This is a genomic window from Amycolatopsis sp. NPDC102389 (genome assembly GCF_044765885.1).
Lineage (GTDB): Bacteria > Actinomycetota > Actinomycetes > Mycobacteriales > Pseudonocardiaceae > Amycolatopsis.
In genome coordinates, this window is record NZ_JBIWKX010000007.1 from 1 (window position 1) to 19111 (window position 19111).

Here is a 19111-nt window from a genome sequence, read left to right on the forward strand (position 1 = left end):
AACTGCTCCGGATACTTCGACGAACGTGACACGGGGACATCCTTCCCCAGACCACTGTCTGGGATCAGGGTGTCCGGTCCACAGGGGCAACCTCATACCAGGGAGTTCGCGTTGCCAAGAAAAGCAGCCGTCGTGGTGGCATTGCTCGTCGCCGGTGCGTTGATGCCGGCCAGTCCCGCAGCCGCGGTCTCGCCGATCTCCTGGCACGGTGCCCTGACATCGCCGCTCGTCACTCCGGATCAGCAGGCGAAATCGTGCCGCGGTCGCGTCCCGCCGACCAGGAAGTCCGTCGCGAGGTCGTTCGCGCATTTGTTGTCCTTGAACAGGTACGCCAGATGACCGCCTTGGTCGACGGTGACCATCCTGGCGCGGTCGCCGAAGGCCTCCCGCAGCTTCCGCGCCCCCGCCAGCGGCGTCGCCGGGTCGCGGAGGTTCTGCACGATCAGCACGTTCGACGGGCCACGATCGGTGATCTTCACCGGCGGCTCGATCGGCTCGGACGGCCAGAACGCGCACGGCGTGATGTTCGCGGCCGCCGCGCCGAACAGCGGGTGCCGGAACCGGTCGATCGCGACGTTGCGCCGGTACGTGCCGACGTCCTCCGGCCAGTCGGAGTCGTTGCAGATCACGTGCAGCTGGCTCGCGATGTAGTTGTCCGACGGATACCCGGCGCCGAACAGCGTCGGCACGGGTTTCCCGGTGTCCAGCGCGTGCCAAGTCTCGGCCAGATGCGGCAGGCTCTTGTCGTAGTAGAGATCGGCGAACGTGACGTGACGGAACACCTGGCCGTTGTAGCCGTCCGGGCTCGGTGTCTTGTCCAGCCGCGCGGCCAGTTCGAAGTACTTCGCGGTCACCTGCGCCGGCGTCCGGCCCAGGCCGTACTCAGGCTTCGAAGCGGCGAATTTCGTGAAGTCCGGGAAGCGGTCTTCGACGCCTTGGCCGAACAGTCGCGCGAAGGAGGCGTCCCAGCCGCCGGGGCCGGTCGCGCTGTCGATCAGGAACCGGTCGCTGCGCTCGGGGAACAGCGAGGTGTACACCGAGCCGAGGTAGGTGCCGTACGAGATGCCGAAGTAGTTCACCTTCCGTTCGCCGAGCGCCTCGCGCACCCGGTCCAGGTCGCGGGCGGTGTTGGCGGTGGTCATGTACGGCAGGAGCGGCGCGGTGGCCGAGGAACCGCATTTCGCGGCGACACCAGCCACTCGCTGGGCCTCGGTCGTGACGTCGGCCGAGTCCCGGGCGTACCTCGGGATGTTGGTCGGCTGGTCCTCGAGGGACAGTCCGCAGGTCACCGGGGTGCTGTTGTGGACCCCGCGCGGGTCCATGCCGATCACGTCGTAGGCGTCCAGCACCTCCTGCGGGATGTTCAGCTTCTTGAGCGTGGCCGGGTAGGCCAGCCCTTCGCCGCCGGGGCCGCCGGTATTGGTCAGCAGCACGCCGCGGCGCTTCTCCGGTTTGGTACTCGCCAGACGGGAGATCGCGATCTCGATGGTCTTCCCGCCGGGGTTCCGGTAGTCCAGCGGGACCTTGACGGTGCCGCATTCCAGGCCGAGGCCCGCCGCCTCTTCGGGACACGGCCCCCATTCCGGCGAAGGTGCCGCCGAGGCGACCGCCGGGGTCGCCGCGGTCACCAGGACGGCGACGAGAACCGGAATAAACTTCCCTCCACTTGGGACGGTCATCGGCGCGGCTCCCAACGGAAGAGCCGGGAAGCCAGGACGACGGCGACGACGACCCACGCCAGGGTCGGCGCGAGCAGGAGCAGCGAATCGGTGATGGCCACGCCGCCGTTCCAGGCGTTGACGGCGAGTTCGGTCGCCGAGCCTCCCGGCAGCAGCCGCTTGAGCAGGGGCAGCTCGTCGGTACCGGAGATCCCGACCCAGCTGGCCACGGCGATCACCCCGAGACTGACCGGCAGGGTGGTGACCTGGGCGTGTTCCGGGGAGTTGGTCAGGCCCGCGGTGGCCAGGCCGAGGCCGATCATCATGGCGACGCTGGCGAGCACCGCCACCACCAGCAGGCCGACGTCGGCGGGCGAGCCGGCGACCACGCCCAGCACGGTCATGATCACGGCCACCTGGACGAGCGAGATGACGGTGACCGGCAGCACCAGCCCGGTCAGGATGGACGCGTCACCGGCCGCTGTGGAGCGCAGCCGTTTGAGGAACAGGTTCTGCCGCCGCGAAGCCAGCGTGGTCACCGAGCTGGTGTAGAGACCGAACGCGCACACGGTGAACATCACGATGGCCGCGATGTAACCGAGGCTGCCGATCTTGGTGAAGACCTCGTGCTGGTAGACGAAGAACGCGGAGATGGCGAGGGGCATCACGAAGCTGGTGATCAGGACCGACCGGTTGCGGAAGATCTGGATCAGTTCGCTTTGGGCTATCGAGAGCATGGCACTGAGTCCTTCAGTCGTTTTCGATGGCACGGAAGACGTCGTCGAGCCGGGTCGGTCCGGCTTCGAGATCCGGTAGCTCGATGGCGTGGTCCTGTGCCCACCGGAGCAGGATGTGCAGGTCCTTCTGCAGCCCGAAGGTCTCGATGACGAACTTCCCGTCGTGTTCGCGCTTGCCCTGCACGGGCAGCGCCGGAGCCGAGGGCGGCAGGGAGAACCGGATCACCGACGGCAGCGTCCGCGTCAGTTCGGCGACCGTGCCCTCCCGGTGGAACGTCCCCCGGTGCATCAGCCCGATGCGGTCGGCGCGCTGCTGCGCCTCTTCCAGGTAATGCGTGGTGAGCACGATGGTCGAGCCGTCCTCGCGCAGGTTGTCGACCGCGTCCCACAGCGCGTCGCGCGACTGGATGTCCAGACCGGTGGTCGGCTCGTCCAGGAACACCAGCCGTGGCGAGCCGTACACCGCGGTCGCGAAATCGAGCCGCCGCTTCTCGCCGCCGGAAAGCTGGGACACCTTCGTGTTCGCTTTGCGGGTCAGGTCCACGATGCCGAGCACTCGTTCGAGCCGGTCCGTGCGCCGGGTCAGGGCCCCGATCAGGCGGATCGATTCCTTCACCGTCAGATCCGGTGAGAAACCGCTCTCCTGCAACATGATGCCCATCTCGGGGCGGATGGCGGCGCGGTCCCGCGGGCTCTTGCCGAGCACCCGGACGGTGCCCGACGTCGGATCGCGGTGCCCTTCCAGGGTTTCCAAGGTCGAGGTCTTCCCGGCCCCGTTCGTGCCCAGCAGGGCGTAGAACTCGCCGCGCCGGACCTGAAAGGACAGATCCTTCACGGCGTGGAAGTCGCCGTATTTCAGATTCAGCCGGTCCACGTCGATCGCTGTCGAAGTCATACCTCGATTTCAACCGCTCGGACCCGGTCCGGGCAGTGTGGCCACGTCACGAGCAAACCATGACGTGGTGTCACTGTTGTCCACGGCGGCGGAGGGCCGATACTGGACTCATGTCTGATGTGGACACCGAGCCGGCGAAGGGAAAACTGCGCCGGCTCAACCTCACGATGTTCTTTCCGCTGCTGGTGGTCGGCGGAATCGTCGTGGTGGTCTCCGACGCGCGGACCTGGTGGCACGCGGTCGTCCTGGGCGTAGGCGTGGTGGCGGCCATGGTCGCCTTCGTACGGTGGGCGGCGGGTGAGGTCCTGCGGGTCGCGGTCCCGTGCCTGGTCGTCACGGCGGCCGTGTGGCCGTTCTCGGTGCTGGTGGTCGGCGGGAGCTCGGCGTTCTTCGGCGTTTTCCTCGTGGGATCGCTGGTCGTGCCGCACTTGCCGCGCCACCGGGTCGCGGCGGCCGTCGCGCTCACCGGGTACATCGCGGGGGTGGGCGCGTTGAGACTCCTGGTCTCCCAGGAGGACGTCTCCGGTGATCTGGTGAGCTTCGTGTTCGTTCCCGCCGCGATCACCGCCGTCGTGCTCGGCCTGATGTTCCCCAACAAGCGGTTCTACGACGTCGTCAAGGAACTCGAGGAGTCGCGCGAGCGGGAAGCGGAACTGGCCGTGATCAGGGAACGCGTCCGGTTCGCGAGCGATCTGCACGACATCCAGGGCCATACGCTGCACGTGGTGAAGCTCAAGACCGCGCTCGCCAGGAAGCTGGTGGACCTCGACGCCGATCGGGCCAAACAGGAGCTGGGGGAGATCCACGCGCTCGTGGCCGACACGATCACCCAGACGAAGGAACTCGCCTACGCCCAGCGCCGGCTCAATCTTTCCGCCGAGCTGGAGAACGCGAGGAACCTTTTCGAGGCCGCGGGGATCCGCGTGCGCGTCGACCGGGAGGCGGACGTCGATCCGGCGGCGGGCAGGCTGCTCGGCCAGGTCCTGCGCGAGACCACGACCAACATCCTGCGCCACGCGCAGGCGACCCGCGTGCGGATCACCTTGTCGGAATGGAGCATCAGTATCGTCAACGACGGCGCCCAGCGAACGCCGCTGCCCGAACTCCGCGGGCTGGCCGCGCTCGGACAACGTGTCGCCGCGGACGGCGGTGAACTGACGGTGGAGCAGGAAGACGGGCAGTTCGTGACGGCCGCTTCCTTCCCGGCCCAGGAGGAACGATGACCACGGTGGTGCTCGCCGACGACGAAGCCCTGCTGCGCAAGGCGATGGCCGCGTTGCTCCCGCTCGAAGGCGAGATCACCGTGCTGGCCGAGGCGGAGAACGGTGAGGAAGCCGTCGAGGCCACCTTGCGGCACGAGCCCGACGTGCTCGTCATCGACCTCGAGATGCCCGGCGTGGACGGGCTCGGCGCGGTCGCGGAGATCCGGCGCACCAGGCCGGACCAGATCGTCCTCATGCTGACCCGGCACGCGAAACCCGGCGTGCTCCGCAAGGCCCTGAAACTCGGTGTCCAGGGCTTCGTGAGCAAGTCCGCCGAACCGTCGCACATCACGTTCGTCATCGCCGCCCTGCACGAGGGCAAACGCTGGATCGACCCGGACGTCTCCGCGCTCGCCGTCGTCGACGACTGTCCCCTCACCGAGCGGGAGCTGGAGGTGCTGCGGGTGACCGGCGAGGGCTATTCCGTCGCCGAGATCGCCGGCCGGCTCCACCTCGCGCAGGGCACCGTGCGCAACTATCTCTCGAACGCCATGCAGAAGACCCAGACGCAGACCCGGCACCAGGCCGCCAGGTACGCGCGCGAACACGATTGGCTTTAACGCGCCCGGATATGGGCGCGCTCACCCTGCGGTCCGAACAGGACAAGGGTTTCGACGGCGTGCCCGTCGGCCGAGCCGAGCCAATGCGGTAGCGCGGTGTCGAATTCGGCCGCCTCGCCCGGCGGCAGGACCAGGTCACGGTCGCCGACCACCAGCCGCAACCGTCCATTAAGGACATACACCCATTCGTAGCCGCCATGGGTCTGCGGCGTGGGCTCGGCCGGTGCGTCCCGGCTGGGGATCAGCATCTTGAACGCCTGCACCCCGCCTGCTCGCTTGGTGAGCGGCAGGAACGTCATGCCGTGGCGGTGGATCGGCTGGAGGTGGATCCGCGGATCGCCGGTCCGGGGTGCGCCGACGAGATCGTCGAGCGGCACGCCGTGCACGCGGGCCAGGGGGAGCAGCAGTTCGAGCGTCGGGCGCCGCCCGCCGCTTTCCAGTCGCGACAACGTGCTTTCCGAGATCCCGGTCGCCGCCGACAGCTCCGCCAGGGTCAGGCCGCGGTGTTTGCGCAGCGCGCGCAAGCGGGGGCCGACCGCGTCGAGCACCCCGTCCGTCTCGTCCATGCCCTCGATCTTGCCAGGTCGGCAAGTTTTCGTGCCAATCCGGCGGGCCGAGGCGAAGGTGGTGACCATGAGCGCCACGAAATTCTGGGATGACCTCTACGAACGCCGGCCGGCCGGAACGCCGAAGGTGAACGCGAGACTGGCCGAGATCGCGGGCCCGCTGACCCCGGGCACCGCGCTCGACCTCGGCTGCGGAGGCGGTGGAGACGCGCTCTGGCTGGCCGCACGAGGCTGGCGGGTGACCGCTGTCGACCTCTCCGGAGCGGCCGTGCGCTCGCTCCAGCGGCGCGGCGACCCGGTCACGGCACTCCGCGTCGACCTCGCCGAAGACTTCCCCGAGGGCACCTTCGACCTGGTGTCCGCGCAGTACTTCCACACGCCGTTCGCACTGGACCGGGCCCGGGTGCTGCGGACCGCCGCGGGCTCGGTGAATCCCGGCGGACGGCTGGTCGTCGTCGACCACGGTTCCGCCGCGCCGTGGTCGTGGGATCAGGACGCCGAGTTCGCCACTCCCGGAGAGGTGGCGGCCGAACTGGACCTCGACCCGGCGGACTGGTCGATCGACCGCGCGGAGGCGGCCGAACGCCTGGCCACCGGCCCGGGCGGCCGGACGGCGACGGTCGTCGACCACATCCTGATTCTCCGGCGGGCCGGGCGATGAGCCGGAAACGCGACGCCGGACCGCCGTCGACCGGGGCCGGGGAAAAGGACGTGCTCCTCGGGTTCCTCGACTATCTCCGCACCGCCGTGCTGGCCAAGGCCGAAGGCGTGCCGGAGGACCTGGCCCGTGCTCCCGGCGTTTCGTCCGGCACGAATCTGCTGGGCCTGGTCAAACACCTGACCCACGTCGAGCGTCATTGGCTGCTCGGCCACCGCGTCACCGACTGGAAAGCGACGTTCCATCCGGGCCCTGACGACACGACGGCGTCGATTCTGGCCGCCTACCGGGAAACCATCGCCGAGGCGAACGATGAGATCGCCTCCTGGGACGACCTCGCCGCGACGGGGCCTCGCCGGGGATCGCGGCGCTGGACGCTGACCCACCTGATCGAAGAGACCGCGCGACACGCGGGACACGCCGACATCCTGCGCGAACTGATCGATGGCGCCACCGGGCGCTGAAACGGAGATCTCCATGTTCCACCGAGCCGCCGCGTTCGTCGCGGCCCTCGTCCTGCTGACGGCCTGCGGTTCACCCCCGGCCGCCGCCCCGCCGCCCGACGGGTTCCGGCACGAGTTCGCCGACGTCGACGGGGTGAAGATGCATTACGTCACCGGTGGCAAGGGAGCGCCGCTCGTCCTGCTGCACGGCTGGCCGCAGACCTGGTACGGCTGGCACCGGGTCATGCCCGCGCTGGCCGAACACTTCACGGTGTACGCCCTCGATCTGCCCGGTCTCGGCGACAGCGCCGGCTCGCCGCCCAGCTACGACAAGGCGACCCTCGCCCGCTACGTGCACGGCCTCGTCGCCGGGCGGCTCGGCCTGCGTGACGCCCGGATCGCCGGCCATGACCTCGGCGCCGCCGTCGCCTTCCAGTACGCCGCGCAATTCCCCGGCGACCTCACCAAACTCGCGTACCTCGATCTGCCGCTGCCGGGCCCGGCGCTCGACGCGACCGCCTACCGGAACCTGAGCTGGCATATCGCGTTCCACTCGCAGAAGACGGTCCCCGAAGCCGTCGTCGGCGACGACGTCCGCGAGTACCTGTCCCTGTTCTATCCCCAGGTCGCCTACTCGGGAACGGCTTTCGGCGGTCCTGGCGCGCCGTCGCCCTTCGACGACGCGGAGATCGACGAGTACGCCCGCACCTACACCAGGCCCGAGGTCCTGCACGGAGGCTTCGAGCTCTACCGGACGCTCGGGCAGGACGTGACCGCGAACGCCGGCGCGAAGCCGATCACCACCCCGACCCTGCTGATGACCGCCCAAGGACTGCTGGAACCTCAGAAGGCGACGCTGGCGCCTCGCGTCGCCAACCTGGCCCGTGCCGTCGAGGTGCCGAGGGCGGGACATTGGCTCGCCGAGGAGAATCCGGAGTTCGTGAGCGCCGAACTGGTCGGCTTCCTGAAGTAGAACAACGTGGTTGCCCGGGATCGGCGATCTTTGCGATGCTTCGCCCATGTCCACGATGGAAGTCCTCAATCACCCGTTCCGTGAGCAGTTCGAGGTCTTCCTCGACGAGCACCGTCGTGTTCTCGACGAGTCCTTGGAAGGGCTGACCGAGGAACAGGCCCGCCGGTCGCTCGTCCCCTCCCGGACGACCCTGCTCGGCCTGGTGAAGCACGCGACCTTCGTGGAAAAGGTGTGGTTCGTCGAAGCCGTCACCTGCCGCCCGCGGACCGAGATCGGTCTCCCCGAGACGCCCGACGAATCGTTCGTCCTCACGGAAGAGGACACGATCGCCTCCGTGCGGCAGGGGTATCGCGAAGCCTGCGAGGCGTCACGCAAGGCGGCGGCCGCCCTCGATCTGGACGACCTGCTCCACGGGAACCGGCGCGGCCCGCTCCCGCTGCGCTGGGTGTACCTGCACCTGCTGCGGGAGCTCGCCCAGCACGGCGGCCACGCGGACATCCTGCGCGAGCAGATCCTGAGTTCCTAGCAACGCGCGATGACGGGGAGCGGCGGCTCCCCGTCATCGTCGTTCTCCGGTCAGGAACGGGTCAGCGTGACCCCGTACTTGTTCGCCGCGTCCACGACGGGCTGGTAGTAGGAGTACGAGCCGGTGGCGTTGGAGCCCTGGTTCCAGCCGCAGTCGTGGCCGTCGGAGGGGCCGCCGGAGGTCATGCCCTGCGCGGTGTTGCCCGCGATGTAGGCGCCGCCGCTGTCGCCGCCCTCGGTGCAGACGGTCGACTTCGCCAGCCCGGTGGTGGCGACGCTTTCGCCGCTGTAGCGGACGGTCTGGTTGTACGCGGTGATCTTGCCGCAGGTCCAGCCGGTGGTGTTGCCCGCCTTGCACAGCGTGGTGCCGACCGGCGCCTTCGAGCTGCCGGTGATCCGGACCGTGGTGCCCTTGCGGGTGTCCACGTAGCCGCGGCCGGTGTCCTCGGCGTCGATGTCCATCAGGCCCATGTCGACCGAGGGGAACTGGGTGGCGACGCCGCGGCCGATGTGGACGCCGTTGCGGTTGAGGATGTCCGGGTTGCCTTCGACGCAGTGCCCGGCGGTGAGCAGCACGTTGTTGCCGCTGCTGGTGGTGCCGGGGAAGCCCAGCGAGCAGTTGGTGCCGGGGTCGAGGTCCATGATCTGGCCGGGGATGACGTCGGCCTGCGTGGTGTTCCCGTTGGCGACACCGGTCTGGACCGCGACGCCCGGCAGCGCGGTGAGCCGGCGCACGAGGGCGCTGTCGGCACCCGGCTGCACGGTGACGACGACCTGGTCGGCCGCGAGTTCCGGACCCCAGGACTGCACCTGGGCGACGTCCTTGCCGATCACCGTGCCGACCTTGGCGGACAGGGCGTTCAGCGCGTTCTCGCCGCGGGCGCCGGTGCGCGGGGTCAGCCCGGCGGAGCGGAGTTCCTTGGCGGAGCCGGAATCGGCGTTCACGACGAGGGCTCCGGCGTTGTCGAAGTACGCGCCGTCGGTGTGGAGACCGCGTGTTCTGACGCTCTCCAGCGATGCGATCAGGTTCTTCTCATGGTCCAGCTTCTGGGCGGCCTGAAGCGGGCTGACCTTGAGCTGGGCGGCGAGCGTCTCGAGCATCGTCTGGTCGTAGGCGGTGACCGGCGCGGCGGTCGCCGGGACGGCGAGCGCGCCTATTCCGGCACAGACGCTGAACAGGGTGAGCATGACGGGTCCGCGAATTCGCATGCGAATTTCCTTCGATAAGGAGGGAACGACGAACCGCCGGAATATGTTCGGAAAGCGCAGGGGGGACCGGGCGGTTCATCTCGACGTCACGGACAGTACGAGCGCCCGTACGGCATGCCATAGCGCCGAAAGTAGGATCCGTGATCCCGGACCTACTTTCGTATGCGGAAAACGCGAATTGCCTGCCCAATCAATTGCGCGGAAGTGTCATTGTCCCGAAAGTGTCAGCGGTCGAGGTAGCTGTTCAACGCGGCGGCGCCGGAGAGCAGGGCGCGGCCCCTCGCCGAGAGCCGCGAGTGCCAGTCGCTCAGTGTCGACTCGAGCGGCACGACACCCCCGGCCTCGCGGACCTGTTCGAGCAGCGGCGCGATCCGCTCCAGGAGGTAGCCGCCCCGCCTGAGCTGATGGGTCAGTTTCGCGTCGCGCACGTCGGCCGCGTTGTAGACGCGGTAGCCCGTCCTCGGGTCGCGTCCGGGGCGGAGCAGGCCCGCCCGTTCCCATTCGCGCAGGGTGGCGGGCCGGACGCCGAGTTTCCGGGACAGCGGGCCGACGAACATCTCACCGCGCTCCTGCGGCACGGGTTCGAGATCGCGGAGCGCGGCCGTGACGGCCTGGAGGGTGCGGCGGTCGTCGAGCAGTTGCGCGTGGCTTTCGTCGATGAGCCGGAGAGCGTCCTCGAGCGCGCCCTGATTGACCGCCCGCATGATGGACGCCGCCGTCGCGTGGCCGTGCCCGGGCACGAGGGCCAGAAAGGCGCGCAGGGCTCGCGCGTGCAGTGGCGTATAGGTGCGATAGCCCTGCGGGCCGCGTTCGGCGGCGGGGAGGATGCCGTCCGCCTCGTAATTGCGGACCGCCTGTGCGGACAGGCCGTGCTCGCGCGCGAGGTCGACCGGCCTGAGTCGCTCACGGGTTGCCACCGGTCCACGATATTCGGTCTACCGATCGCGCGAGGAATCCGCCCGCCGTTCGTAACGGGCGCGAGCCAGGCGATAGGCCGTTTCGAGCAGCTCGCGTGTCGCCGTTCCGGTGTTCGCCGCCGGGTTCACCACCGCCAGCCAGCCCGCGGTCCCGTAGACGGGATGGGCGATCAGGGTGTCGGTGGCGGCGGGGTCATCGGGGGTCTGGCCGAGACGGCGGGCGAGCTCCTTCTTGCCGGCGTGGATGTTCACGCGGAACGTGTCCGGTCGGTCCAGCCGTGAGGTCTCGTCGCCGGGGTAGTTCTTGGTCACGATCGTCGCGAAGGGCTGGACGTTCGTGGGGACGACGCCGTCGGGGGAGTAGTAGAAGAACGCGTCGCCCCAGCTGAGTTCCGGCCATTCGTCGCCCGGCCCGGGGGTGAGGGTCAGGACGCCGTCGAGGCCCGAGACGAGGCCGATGATCTCTTCGATGGTCATGTGCTCAAGCGTGGCATTAAAGTGCTTATGGAGGGTTCAGGCACGTTTTCGACGGAGTGAAGGTGTCAAGTCTCAAATCGATGCGCACGGCGGAGGTCGCGCGCCGGGCGGGATGCTCCGTCCAGCAGGTGCGCAACCTCGAACGCGACGGCGTGCTCCCGACGGCGTCACGGACGGCTTCGGGCTACCGGAGCTACGACGAGATCCACCTCCGGTCCGCGCTGGCGTACCGCGCGCTCGCCGCCGCGGTGGGACCGGTCGAGGCCAAGAAGATCGTCCGTGCCCTGCATCGGGATCCGCTCCCCGAGGTCCTCGCGCTCCTCGACGCGGCCCACGCCGGGCTCGACGCCGAACGCGCGGATCTCCGGGACGCCAGGGAAGCCGTCCGGGTGATCTCCCGGGAACCGATGGAAGACGTGCGTGGCTCGGACTCGATGAGCGTCTCCGAACTCGCTTCGGCGCTCGGCGTGCGCCCGTCGACGCTGCGGCACTGGGACACGGAACGGCTCGTCGTCCCCGGCCGCGATCAGCGGGGATCGCGGCGGTACACGCCGTCGCAGGTGCGGGACGCGCGGATCGTGCATCAGCTGCGGCTGGCGGGCTACCGCGTCGAGCCCTTGCGCGCGCTGATGCCGGAACTGCGGCGATCCCGGCGGCTGGAGGACGTCGCTTCCGCGCTTTCCGCCAGGGACGCGGGGATCACGGCCCGTTCGCGGGCGCTTTTCGACGGCACCGCCGCGCTTTCCCGCCTCGTGAGTCTCTCAGCGTTTGCAGCGCCAGAAGACCGTAGCGTCGTAGGGTGAAATGACGAGCTTGAAGTATTCCTCGCAGTCGGTGAACCCGGCCCGTTCGGCCTGACTCTTGGCGTCTTGGCGGGCGTAGAAGAGGGCGAGGCCGAAGTCGCTCGATCCGTGGCCGACGAACTCCCTGGTCTCCAGCGTGGTCGCGGAAGCCGGAGTGGCGATCGAGCCCAGGACGGCGGCCGCGCCGAGCAGTGCGAGCAGAGTTTTCCGCATACCGACCACGCTAGGGCCGGAACCGCCGCGATTCGCCCGCTGGATGGGCGTTCCCGCGGCCTCCGTCCGTCGCAAGCGGGTTCGCGCGGGGTGCGAAACGGATATCGTCGCGGCATGTCTTCTCGCAAAGTGGGAACCCAGCGCGCCTTCGACGCGGCCGCCGCCGATTTCGCCGCGCTCGGGCGGCATCTGTGGGAGCCGATCGGCGCGGCCACGGTGGCGGCCGCCGGACTCCGCGAAGGTGACCGTGTGCTCGACGCCTGCTGCGGCACCGGGGCTTCGGCGATTCCGGCGGCGCGCGCGGTGGGTCCCGGGGGTGTGGTGGACGCGATCGACCTCTCGGGTCCGATGATCGGCGAGTTGCGGCGGCTTTCGGCCGATCTGCCGCAGTTGCGCGCGCACGAGGCCGACGCGACGGCGTGGGACACCGGCGGCTACGACGTCGTGCTGTCCGCGCTCGGCATCTTCTTCTTTCCCGACATGACGGACGGCACCGACCGGCTGATCGCCAGGGCGCGGTCCGGTGGCCGGGCCGTGTTCACGATCTGGCGAGGCGGGGCCATGGTGGCCGCGGGCCGCCATCTCGGCGGCGCGGTGGCCGCGGTGACCGATTCCGCGCCGCCGCCGGGGCGTGAACCCGGGCTGCTCGATCGCATCGACCAGGCGGACGCTTACGCCGCTTGGCTTTCCGAGCGGAATCTGTCCGATGTGGACGTCGTGGTCGACGAGCTGCGGCTGGCCATGACGCCGGAGATCGCCTGGCTGGTCGTCATCGGCTCCGGTTTCCGGGGACTGCTCGCCGACCTCGAGCCCGGCGTCGTCGAGCAGGTGCGCGAGCGCTATCTCGATTCCTTGCGTGCCGAGGGTGTGACCGAACTGGACGCCACCACGCTGATCGGCTCCGGCACCGTCCGCTGACGGCCCGGCGTGCCGGATCGGCTCCACCGAACGGGTCGGGCATGCTGTGCGCGCACACGAAACGTCGGGGAGGCACGGAATGACCGAGGTACCGGAATTCGCCGTTCCGGATCGGGTGGACAGCCCGGTCCGGCAGGCGGCTCCGACCGGCAAGGCCGGCCGGTGGCTGATGGAGCACCGGGTCCAGCCGGTGGGTCCGGAAAGCCATGAGGAGCACACGACACCGCAGTCGTGGTGGAAGGTCATGTGTCTCACCGGCGTCGACTATTTCTCCACGCTGTCGTATTTGCCCGGTATCGCCGCGCTGGCGGCGGGTGCGCTGTCACCGCTGGCGACGTTGCTGATCGTCGCGCTCACCCTGCTCGGCATGCTGCCGATGTACCGGCGGGTGGCGAAGGAGAGCCCGCACGGCCAGGGTTCGGTCGCGATGCTGGAGAACCTGCTGCCGTTCTGGCGCGGGAAGCTCTTCGTCTTGGTATTGCTGGGTTTCGTCGCGACGTCGTGGATCATCACGATCACGCTTTCCTCGGCCGACGCCACGGTGCACGCGCTGGAGAACCCGATCGCCCCGTCGTTCCTGCACGGGCACGAGGTGCTGATCACGGTGATCCTGCTGCTGATCCTCGGCGGGGTGTTCCTGCTCGGGTTCAGTGAGGCGGTCGGGGTCGCGATCCCGCTGGTCGCGATCTTCCTGGTGCTCAACGCGGTGGTCGTGGTCGCCGGGATCGGCGAGGTGGTCACCGAGCCCGGCGCGTTCGACCGCTGGCTGGACGCGCTCACCTCCGGGGGAGGCGGATTCGGCGGTGTCATCGGCCCGGCGATCCTGGCGTTTCCCTTGCTGGTGCTCGGTTTGTCGGGTTTCGAGACCGGCGTGAGCATGATGCCGCTCGTCGCGGCCAAGGGCGAGAACGCCGAACAGAAACTGGCGAGCCGGATCCGCAACACCCGCAAGCTGCTCACCGCCGCCGCGCTGATCATGTCGGTGTACCTGATCGCGACCAGTTTCGTCACCACGGTCCTGATCCCGGCCGACGCGTTCAAACCGGGTGGCGAGGCGAACGGCCGGGCGCTGGCGTACCTCGCGCATGAATTGCTCGGCGAATGGGTCGGCACCGCGTACGACATCAGCAGCATCCTGATCCTGTGGTTCGCCGGGGCGTCGGCGATGGCCGGGCTGATCAACATCGTGCCGCGCTACCTGCCCGCCTACGGGATGGCGCCGGACTGGGCCCGCGCGGTCCGTCCGGTGGTGCTGGTCTACACCGCGATCTGTGTCCTGGTCACGATCATCTTCAACGCCGACGTCAACGCGCAGGCCGGGGCGTACGCCACCGGGATCCTCGCGATGATGGTGTCCGCGTCGGTCGCCGTGGCCATCTCGGCGGCGAAGAAGCGTCAGCGCAAGGCCGCGATCGCGTTCGCCGTGCTGACGCTGATCCTGATCTACGCGTTGGTGGAGAACGTCATCGAGAAGCCCGACGGGCTCACGATCTCCGCGTTCTTCATCCTCGGGATCATCGTCGTATCCCTGATCTCGCGAGTCACCCGCACCACGGAACTGCGGGTCGAGCACATCGAATTCGACGAGCCCGCCCGCCGGTTCGTCACCGATTCGATCGCCCACGACGGCGCGCTGACCATCATCGCGAACCGCCGTCAGGCCGGGGACGCCGAGGAATACCAGGCGAAGGAAGCCGAACAGCGCGGCCTGAACCCGGTGCCGGGCGCCGCCGACGTCCTGTTCCTCGAAATCGACGTCATCGACCCGTCCGGGTTCAGCGACGTGCTGAAGGTCCGCGGCGTCGAGGTCGAGGGTTTCCGTGTCCTGCGCGTGGAAAGCCCCGCCGCGCCGAACGCCATCGCGGCCGTCCTGCTCGCGCTGCGCGACGCCACCGGTGTGCGGCCGCAGTGCCATTTCGAATGGAGCGAGGGCAATCCGCTCGGGCATCTGTTCCGCTACCTGATCCTCGGCCGCGGCGACACCGCCCCGGTGGTCCGCGAGATCATCCGGACGAGCGAACGTGATCCGGCGCTGCGGCCGGGAATCCACGTCGGCTGACGGCCCGCCGGCGTTTCGGTGTACATTCGTTCACTCAAACCGGGTGAACGGTGGGACACGGGTGCGATCAGACAACGACTCCTCTGTTCGGGGCCGCGGGCAAGGGCCGTTCGGCTCCTGGCTGCTCGGCCCGCTCGACCAGGACTCGGCCGTGCTGCGCCGTCGCGTCCAGGGGCTGCTCACCGGGACACTGATCGCGACCAACGTCATCGGCGCGCTGGTCGTGGTCGGGCTGGCGGCGCTGCTGATGCCCGCTCCCGGGATGTCCGGTGACCTCATCCGGGTGACCGCGATCGCGGTGCCGGTCTACGTGGTCTCCGCCGTGGTGGTGGGCGCGCTGTGGGGCACCCGCGGCGCGCTGCGGACCTTGCGGTGGGCGGCCGAGGGCCGGACGCCGACCGACGAGGAGCGCGCGGCGTGCCTCCGGGTCCCGTTGCGCCTGACGCTGGTGCAGGCGGTGTTGTGGGGTATCGCGACCGTGGTGTTCGGCGTGCTGGCCGCCTTGGTGCAGCCGAGGGTCGTGCTCACCGAGCTGCTCGTCGTCGCGTTCGCGGGGGTGGTCGTCTGCGCGATCGCCTATCTGGCGGGCGAGTTCATCCTGCGGCCGTACGCGGCGCTGGCGTTGTCCGGCACCTTGCCGGCGCGGCCGCTCAGCGGCGGCGTCAATCTGCGGATGCTGCTGTTCTGGTGCCTCGGCACCGGCGTGCCGGTGGCCGGGCTGGTGGTCACGGCGGTGCTGGCGTGGGTGCGCGGCGACGTGTCGGCGACGAAGCTCGCCATCTCGGTGATCGCCCTCGGGCTGGTGGTACTGGTCTTCGGCCTGCTGGTGACGGTGTTCACCGCCCGCGCCGTGGTGAACCCGATCCGGTCGGTGCAGCACGCGCTGGGCCGCGTCCGGGCCGGTGACTTCGCCGTCGAGATCCCGGTCTACGACGGCACCGAACTCGGTCTGCTGCAGGCGGGGTTCAACGGGATGGCCGCCGGTCTCGCCGAACGCGAACGTTTGCGGGACCTGTTCGGCAGGCATGTCGGCGAGGACGTCGCGAGCGAGGCGATGCGGACCTCCGCCGAACTCGGTGGCACGGTGCGGACGGTGTCGGTGTTGTTCGTCGATCTGATCGGCTCGACCGCGCTGGCCGCGAGCCGCCCGCCCGAGGAGGTCGTCGGCCTGCTCAACCGGTTCTTCGCGGTGGTGGTCGACGAGGTCGACCGCAACCACGGGCTGGTCAACAAGTTCGTCGGCGACGCCGCGCTCGCGATCTTCGGCGCGCCGGTGCGGCTGGAGGAGCACGCGACCCTCGCGCTGGACGCGGGCCGGGCGATCGCGCGACGGCTGGCGGCAGAGGTCCCGGAATGCCCGGCCGGGATCGGCGTGGCGACGGGTGAGGTGGTCGCGGGGAACGTCGGCGACCCGCGGCGGTTCGAGTACACGGTGATCGGCGATCCGGTCAACGAAGCCGCCAGGCTCACCGAACTGGCGAAGAACGTCGAAGCCCGGCTGCTCGCTTCGTGGACGGCGATCGAGTCGGCCGCCGAAGCCGAGGCCGCTCAGTGGAAGGCGACGGAGGACGTCACCTTGCGGGGCCGGACCAGGCCCACCACACTCGCGACACCGAAGTCCTGACCCGTGGCGGATTCACAGGCTCTGTGAAGGCGCCGTGAATCTTGCGCAGCGGCTCGTACTCCGCCGGTCCCGGCCCTGTGAACGATCACAGAAGCTCCTTCGCGCCCGGTGAGGGCGTTGTTCCCGAAGCCGGTGCGGCGCACGGTGATCTCCCCATCCCCGTGTCAAAGGAGACATCTGTGAAGAGCCTTTCGAGGGCCGCGCTGGCGACCGGAGCCGCCGTCTTCGCGCTGAGCATGCTGCCCGCCACCGCGCTGGCGCAGTCCGGCGACGGGGACCGGCCCAGCGGCCTGGTCAAGACCCAGACCCACACGCAAGTGCGGGAGATCGCGCCGGTGGCCGGGACCGCGATGACGGTCGCCGCCACGTCCGCGTCCAAGCAGCTGAACTACACCCAGCAGGTGCAGCAGTACAACCAATGGTGCTGGGCCGCGGACGGTTCGAGCATCGAGCGGTCGCAGGGCGGCACCGCCACCCAGGCCCAGTTCTGCGCCGCGGGCAAGGGAACCTCGGCCGGGTACTGCCCGAACCAGGCCGCCCAGATCTCCGAAATCGTCCGCGGTTTCCGCGGCACCGGCTTCTCCGCGCAGGACGCGGGCGGCCCCATCGGCTTCAACTCGGTCGTCAGCCAGGTCGACGCCGGGATCCTGAACCTGACGGGGATCTACTGGACCTCCGGCGGTGGCCACGCCGAGGTGATCTACGGCTACGACTCGACGAACCAGTCGATCATGGTCGGCGACCCGTGGCCGACCTACCAGCGCTACCAGACCTGGAACTACAACCAGTACCGCAGCAACGGCCAGTTCCGCTGGAACGACACCATCGTCAACATCCGGAAGGGCTGAGACGCGGTCATGAACACGATCTGCCGGAAGTTCTCCGGTTGTCTCGCGGTGGCCGTCGCGACGCTGCTGCCCGCCGCACTGCCCGCCTCGGCGAGCGTGGGCGTCGTCCCGCCCTCGGACGGCGATCTCGCGGCGGCCGTGCGGGTCGCCGGGCAGCCGGACGCGATCGGTCTCGCGAGATCGAACTTCCGGCAGGTCGACCACGTCGAACCACAACAGATCACCATGGGGGACAAGGGAATCCCGGTCTTCACCCTCAATCCCGACTTCGTCAGGGGCGTCGAGGGGGCACCGGCGGGCGTGCTCAGGTCCGTCGCCGTGACGGCCACCGCGGATTCCGGTCAGAAGGCCACGCTGCAGGCGATGCCGGAGGGCCCGGGGAAGTGGGTCGCGGCGAGCGTGTTCTCCGGCAACGACGAAGAGACCCTGAGCGCGAAGTTGAAGCCCGGTTCGGTCCTGCTCAACGAACCCCAGATCAACGGCTGGTACGAACTGGGGCCCGACGGCGTGGTGCTCCTGCAGGCGAGCCTGCCGCAGTCGCCGGTGGGGAAGTTCGTCCCGCTTTCCGACTATCAGCGGGAAGTACACGGCCGCTACGCCGACAAGCTGCCGGGATCGGCCTATCAGCGTGACCGCGGGATCGGGTTCGCCCAGGCGGCACCCCCGCCCGTCGACACCGGGATTCCCGTCGCGATCGTGGCAGGCCTGATCACCGCCGGGGTCGCCGGGCTGGGTGTCGTGCTGTTCGCGGTGTGGCGGAAACGCCGTCTCACTCCCAGATGAGGTCGATCCCCGCTATCCCGACGTCGAGATCCTCGAAGTAGGCACTGACCGTCGCACCCGGCCCGGGATGCAGCGGTTCGCTGACCAGGGGAGCGAGTTCTTCGCGCTCTCGCACGGTTTTGACGCAGCGCGCGGGGATCGCGCCGTCGTCGAAACGCATGCGGAGCAGGTACGCCGACATGCGCGACCGGACCGTCCGGTGGAAGCAGGTCGAACGGACCGACGCGGCCAGCCGCAAAGTGAACGCGAAGGTATGTGTCTCCCCTTCGGCCAGGCCGCGGTCGAAGAGGAGCTCGAACACCATCCCAGGCGACGAGGCGCTTCGGCGCACCCTGCCTCTTCGGCAGCCGTCGGTGGCGAAGACCGTCGTGGCCTCCATGTCCGTGCCTGGCTCGTCTTGATGTGTGACCACGAAACCGTCCGCGCCGGGCTCCCGCGCCCGCACCACCATGGTCGAGGTGATCTCCGAGATCCGTCCTTCACCGGTCATGGTCAGCACGTCGACGACGGTCACGACGTCGAGCTTCGCGTTGCCGACCGCGCCGGGTGTTTCGCTGAGTTCGTCCAGCAGCGAGCAGGTTTCGGCCCAGCTCTGCCGCAGTTCGGCCACCGAGGGCCTGCGATCGTCGCCCGGTGATCGCCGCTGCGGGCCGATCAGGACGATCAGGCTGTCCGGCGGCAGGCCCAGTACCGCTTCGAGCGCGCGGACGACGTCGAGCGAGCGCGGTGTCGACGGATGCCGGAGCCCGCGCTGCCAATAGCTCAAGGTCGACTCGGCCACGGATACGCCGCGTGCCGCCAGATGCGCGCGGATCCGGGACAGGGAAAGGCCGCGGTGCTCCACCGCCTCGGAAAGCGCGCGATGGAACGGGCCGGATCTGACCTCGCGTTCCTGGTACATGGGCACCCCCACCGACACCGGGTTGGCGCAAAGCATGCGCAGTCCGGCGCCGGTCGGCAACCGTCAAAGGTCGAAAACCGGA

Annotated in this window: 21 protein-coding genes; 12 read left to right on the forward strand and 9 right to left on the reverse strand. The window is 69.2% G+C overall.

The features are described from left to right. Positions 1-239 precede the first annotated feature (239 nt). Genes ACIRGA_RS08655 through ACIRGA_RS08665 form a run of 3 tightly spaced genes read right to left on the reverse strand, consistent with a single transcriptional unit; the run spans position 240 to position 3290 of the window. On the reverse strand, positions 240-1679 hold the full coding sequence (locus ACIRGA_RS08655) for an alpha/beta hydrolase (RefSeq protein ID WP_400938236.1): 1440 nt from the start codon (positions 1677-1679) through the stop codon (positions 240-242). Then, positions 1676-2395: an ABC transporter permease gene (locus ACIRGA_RS08660; RefSeq protein WP_400938239.1), complete on the reverse strand. Its 720-nt coding sequence runs from the start codon at positions 2393-2395 to the stop codon at positions 1676-1678. The genes ACIRGA_RS08655 and ACIRGA_RS08660 overlap by 4 nt, the downstream gene beginning before the upstream one ends. A gap of 13 nt (positions 2396-2408) precedes the next feature. Beyond that, the gene (locus ACIRGA_RS08665) at positions 2409-3290 is read right to left on the reverse strand and encodes an ABC transporter ATP-binding protein (protein ID WP_400938242.1); all 882 of its coding nucleotides are present in this window, start codon (positions 3288-3290) and stop codon (positions 2409-2411) included. Between the two features lie 119 nt (positions 3291-3409). Here ACIRGA_RS08665 and ACIRGA_RS08670 point away from each other — a divergent pair, with 119 nt between their 5' ends. Together ACIRGA_RS08670 and ACIRGA_RS08675 are read left to right on the forward strand one after the other, a co-directional pair. Beyond that, on the forward strand, positions 3410-4513 hold the full coding sequence (locus tag ACIRGA_RS08670; RefSeq protein ID WP_400938686.1) for a sensor histidine kinase: 1104 nt from the start codon (positions 3410-3412) through the stop codon (positions 4511-4513). Next, positions 4510-5112 (forward strand): response regulator, encoded by a 603-nt coding sequence (locus ACIRGA_RS08675; protein ID WP_400938245.1) that lies wholly within the window; start codon positions 4510-4512, stop codon positions 5110-5112. The genes ACIRGA_RS08670 and ACIRGA_RS08675 overlap by 4 nt, the downstream gene beginning before the upstream one ends. Here ACIRGA_RS08675 and ACIRGA_RS08680 read toward each other — a convergent pair. Continuing rightward, on the reverse strand, positions 5109-5678 hold the full coding sequence (locus tag ACIRGA_RS08680) for a helix-turn-helix domain-containing protein (protein ID WP_400938247.1): 570 nt from the start codon (positions 5676-5678) through the stop codon (positions 5109-5111). The two genes, ACIRGA_RS08675 and ACIRGA_RS08680, sit on opposite strands and share 4 nt — an antisense overlap. A 67-nt stretch (positions 5679-5745) precedes the next feature. Between ACIRGA_RS08680 and ACIRGA_RS08685 the strand changes: the two genes are divergently transcribed. Genes ACIRGA_RS08685 through ACIRGA_RS08700 form a run of 4 tightly spaced genes read left to right on the forward strand, consistent with a single transcriptional unit; the run spans position 5746 to position 8278 of the window. Further along, complete coding sequence (locus ACIRGA_RS08685; protein ID WP_400938250.1) at positions 5746-6339, forward strand: class I SAM-dependent methyltransferase; 594 nt, start codon at positions 5746-5748, stop codon at positions 6337-6339. Beyond that, positions 6336-6800, forward strand: a complete 465-nt coding sequence (locus ACIRGA_RS08690; RefSeq protein ID WP_400938252.1) for a DinB family protein — start codon at positions 6336-6338, stop codon at positions 6798-6800. Before ACIRGA_RS08685 ends, ACIRGA_RS08690 begins: the two co-directional genes overlap by 4 nt. Before the next feature lie 13 nt (positions 6801-6813). Then, positions 6814-7752: an alpha/beta fold hydrolase gene (locus ACIRGA_RS08695; RefSeq protein ID WP_400938254.1), complete on the forward strand. Its 939-nt coding sequence runs from the start codon at positions 6814-6816 to the stop codon at positions 7750-7752. Positions 7753-7798: 46 nt separating this feature from the next. Continuing rightward, on the forward strand, positions 7799-8278 hold the full coding sequence (locus ACIRGA_RS08700) for a DinB family protein (RefSeq protein ID WP_400938257.1): 480 nt from the start codon (positions 7799-7801) through the stop codon (positions 8276-8278). Between the two features lie 50 nt (positions 8279-8328). On the opposite strand, the gene ACIRGA_RS08705 is transcribed toward ACIRGA_RS08700, so the two are convergent. From ACIRGA_RS08705 to ACIRGA_RS08715, 3 genes are all read right to left on the reverse strand, one after another. Then, positions 8329-9486, reverse strand: coding sequence for a S1 family peptidase (locus ACIRGA_RS08705; RefSeq protein WP_400938259.1), 1158 nt, complete (start codon positions 9484-9486; stop codon positions 8329-8331). Positions 9487-9710: 224 nt separating this feature from the next. Further along, positions 9711-10403 carry a TioE family transcriptional regulator gene (locus ACIRGA_RS08710; RefSeq protein ID WP_400938262.1) on the reverse strand — a complete coding sequence of 231 codons (693 nt, stop codon included), beginning with the start codon at positions 10401-10403 and terminating at the stop codon, positions 9711-9713. Positions 10404-10421: 18 nt separating this feature from the next. Then, the gene (locus ACIRGA_RS08715; RefSeq protein ID WP_400938265.1) at positions 10422-10880 is read right to left on the reverse strand and encodes a DUF6194 family protein; all 459 of its coding nucleotides are present in this window, start codon (positions 10878-10880) and stop codon (positions 10422-10424) included. 62 nt (positions 10881-10942) lie between these two features. Here ACIRGA_RS08715 and ACIRGA_RS08720 point away from each other — a divergent pair, with 62 nt between their 5' ends. Then, complete coding sequence (locus ACIRGA_RS08720; RefSeq protein WP_400938267.1) at positions 10943-11683, forward strand: MerR family transcriptional regulator; 741 nt, start codon at positions 10943-10945, stop codon at positions 11681-11683. Here ACIRGA_RS08720 and ACIRGA_RS08725 read toward each other — a convergent pair. Then, positions 11642-11896, reverse strand: a complete 255-nt coding sequence (locus ACIRGA_RS08725; RefSeq protein WP_400938270.1) for a hypothetical protein — start codon at positions 11894-11896, stop codon at positions 11642-11644. The genes ACIRGA_RS08720 and ACIRGA_RS08725 overlap by 42 nt on opposite strands. A 114-nt stretch (positions 11897-12010) precedes the next feature. On the opposite strand from ACIRGA_RS08725, the gene ACIRGA_RS08730 reads away from it, so the two are divergent. From ACIRGA_RS08730 to ACIRGA_RS08750, 5 genes are all read left to right on the forward strand, one after another. Continuing rightward, positions 12011-12814 carry a class I SAM-dependent methyltransferase gene (locus ACIRGA_RS08730; RefSeq protein WP_400938273.1) on the forward strand — a complete coding sequence of 268 codons (804 nt, stop codon included), beginning with the start codon at positions 12011-12013 and terminating at the stop codon, positions 12812-12814. 79 nt (positions 12815-12893) lie between these two features. After that, positions 12894-14873 carry an amino acid transporter gene (locus ACIRGA_RS08735; RefSeq protein WP_400938276.1) on the forward strand — a complete coding sequence of 660 codons (1980 nt, stop codon included), beginning with the start codon at positions 12894-12896 and terminating at the stop codon, positions 14871-14873. 61 nt (positions 14874-14934) lie between these two features. After that, the gene (locus tag ACIRGA_RS08740) at positions 14935-16497 is read left to right on the forward strand and encodes an adenylate/guanylate cyclase domain-containing protein (protein ID WP_400938278.1); all 1563 of its coding nucleotides are present in this window, start codon (positions 14935-14937) and stop codon (positions 16495-16497) included. Between the two features lie 179 nt (positions 16498-16676). Next, the gene (locus ACIRGA_RS08745) at positions 16677-17345 is read left to right on the forward strand and encodes a papain-like cysteine protease family protein (RefSeq protein WP_400938280.1); all 669 of its coding nucleotides are present in this window, start codon (positions 16677-16679) and stop codon (positions 17343-17345) included. A 9-nt stretch (positions 17346-17354) separates the two neighbouring features. After that, positions 17355-18128 (forward strand): hypothetical protein, encoded by a 774-nt coding sequence (locus tag ACIRGA_RS08750; RefSeq protein ID WP_400938282.1) that lies wholly within the window; start codon positions 17355-17357, stop codon positions 18126-18128. On the opposite strand, the gene ACIRGA_RS08755 is transcribed toward ACIRGA_RS08750, so the two are convergent. Then, a complete protein-coding gene (locus ACIRGA_RS08755) occupies positions 18115-19089 on the reverse strand; it encodes a helix-turn-helix domain-containing protein (RefSeq protein ID WP_400938285.1) in 975 nt (324 codons plus the stop codon). The two genes, ACIRGA_RS08750 and ACIRGA_RS08755, sit on opposite strands and share 14 nt — an antisense overlap. Positions 19090-19111 lie beyond the last annotated feature (22 nt).

Bases quoted from the DNA above. Each gene is read 5' to 3' on its own strand.
- ACIRGA_RS08655 (WP_400938236.1), bottom strand. From the start codon at position 1,679: ATGACCGTCCCAAGTGGAGGGAAGTTTATTCCGGTTCTCGTCGCCGTC.
- ACIRGA_RS08660 (WP_400938239.1), bottom strand. From the start codon at position 2,395: ATGCTCTCGATAGCCCAAAGCGAACTGATCCAGATCTTCCGCAACCGG.
- ACIRGA_RS08665 (WP_400938242.1), bottom strand. From the start codon at position 3,290: ATGACTTCGACAGCGATCGACGTGGACCGGCTGAATCTGAAATACGGC.
- ACIRGA_RS08675 (WP_400938245.1), top strand. From the start codon at position 4,510: ATGACCACGGTGGTGCTCGCCGACGACGAAGCCCTGCTGCGCAAGGCG.
- ACIRGA_RS08680 (WP_400938247.1), bottom strand. From the start codon at position 5,678: ATGGACGAGACGGACGGGGTGCTCGACGCGGTCGGCCCCCGCTTGCGC.
- ACIRGA_RS08685 (WP_400938250.1), top strand. From the start codon at position 5,746: ATGAGCGCCACGAAATTCTGGGATGACCTCTACGAACGCCGGCCGGCC.
- ACIRGA_RS08690 (WP_400938252.1), top strand. From the start codon at position 6,336: ATGAGCCGGAAACGCGACGCCGGACCGCCGTCGACCGGGGCCGGGGAA.
- ACIRGA_RS08695 (WP_400938254.1), top strand. From the start codon at position 6,814: ATGTTCCACCGAGCCGCCGCGTTCGTCGCGGCCCTCGTCCTGCTGACG.
- ACIRGA_RS08700 (WP_400938257.1), top strand. From the start codon at position 7,799: ATGTCCACGATGGAAGTCCTCAATCACCCGTTCCGTGAGCAGTTCGAG.
- ACIRGA_RS08705 (WP_400938259.1), bottom strand. From the start codon at position 9,486: ATGCGAATTCGCGGACCCGTCATGCTCACCCTGTTCAGCGTCTGTGCC.
- ACIRGA_RS08715 (WP_400938265.1), bottom strand. From the start codon at position 10,880: ATGACCATCGAAGAGATCATCGGCCTCGTCTCGGGCCTCGACGGCGTC.
- ACIRGA_RS08725 (WP_400938270.1), bottom strand. From the start codon at position 11,896: ATGCGGAAAACTCTGCTCGCACTGCTCGGCGCGGCCGCCGTCCTGGGC.
- ACIRGA_RS08730 (WP_400938273.1), top strand. From the start codon at position 12,011: ATGTCTTCTCGCAAAGTGGGAACCCAGCGCGCCTTCGACGCGGCCGCC.
- ACIRGA_RS08735 (WP_400938276.1), top strand. From the start codon at position 12,894: ATGACCGAGGTACCGGAATTCGCCGTTCCGGATCGGGTGGACAGCCCG.
- ACIRGA_RS08750 (WP_400938282.1), top strand. From the start codon at position 17,355: ATGAACACGATCTGCCGGAAGTTCTCCGGTTGTCTCGCGGTGGCCGTC.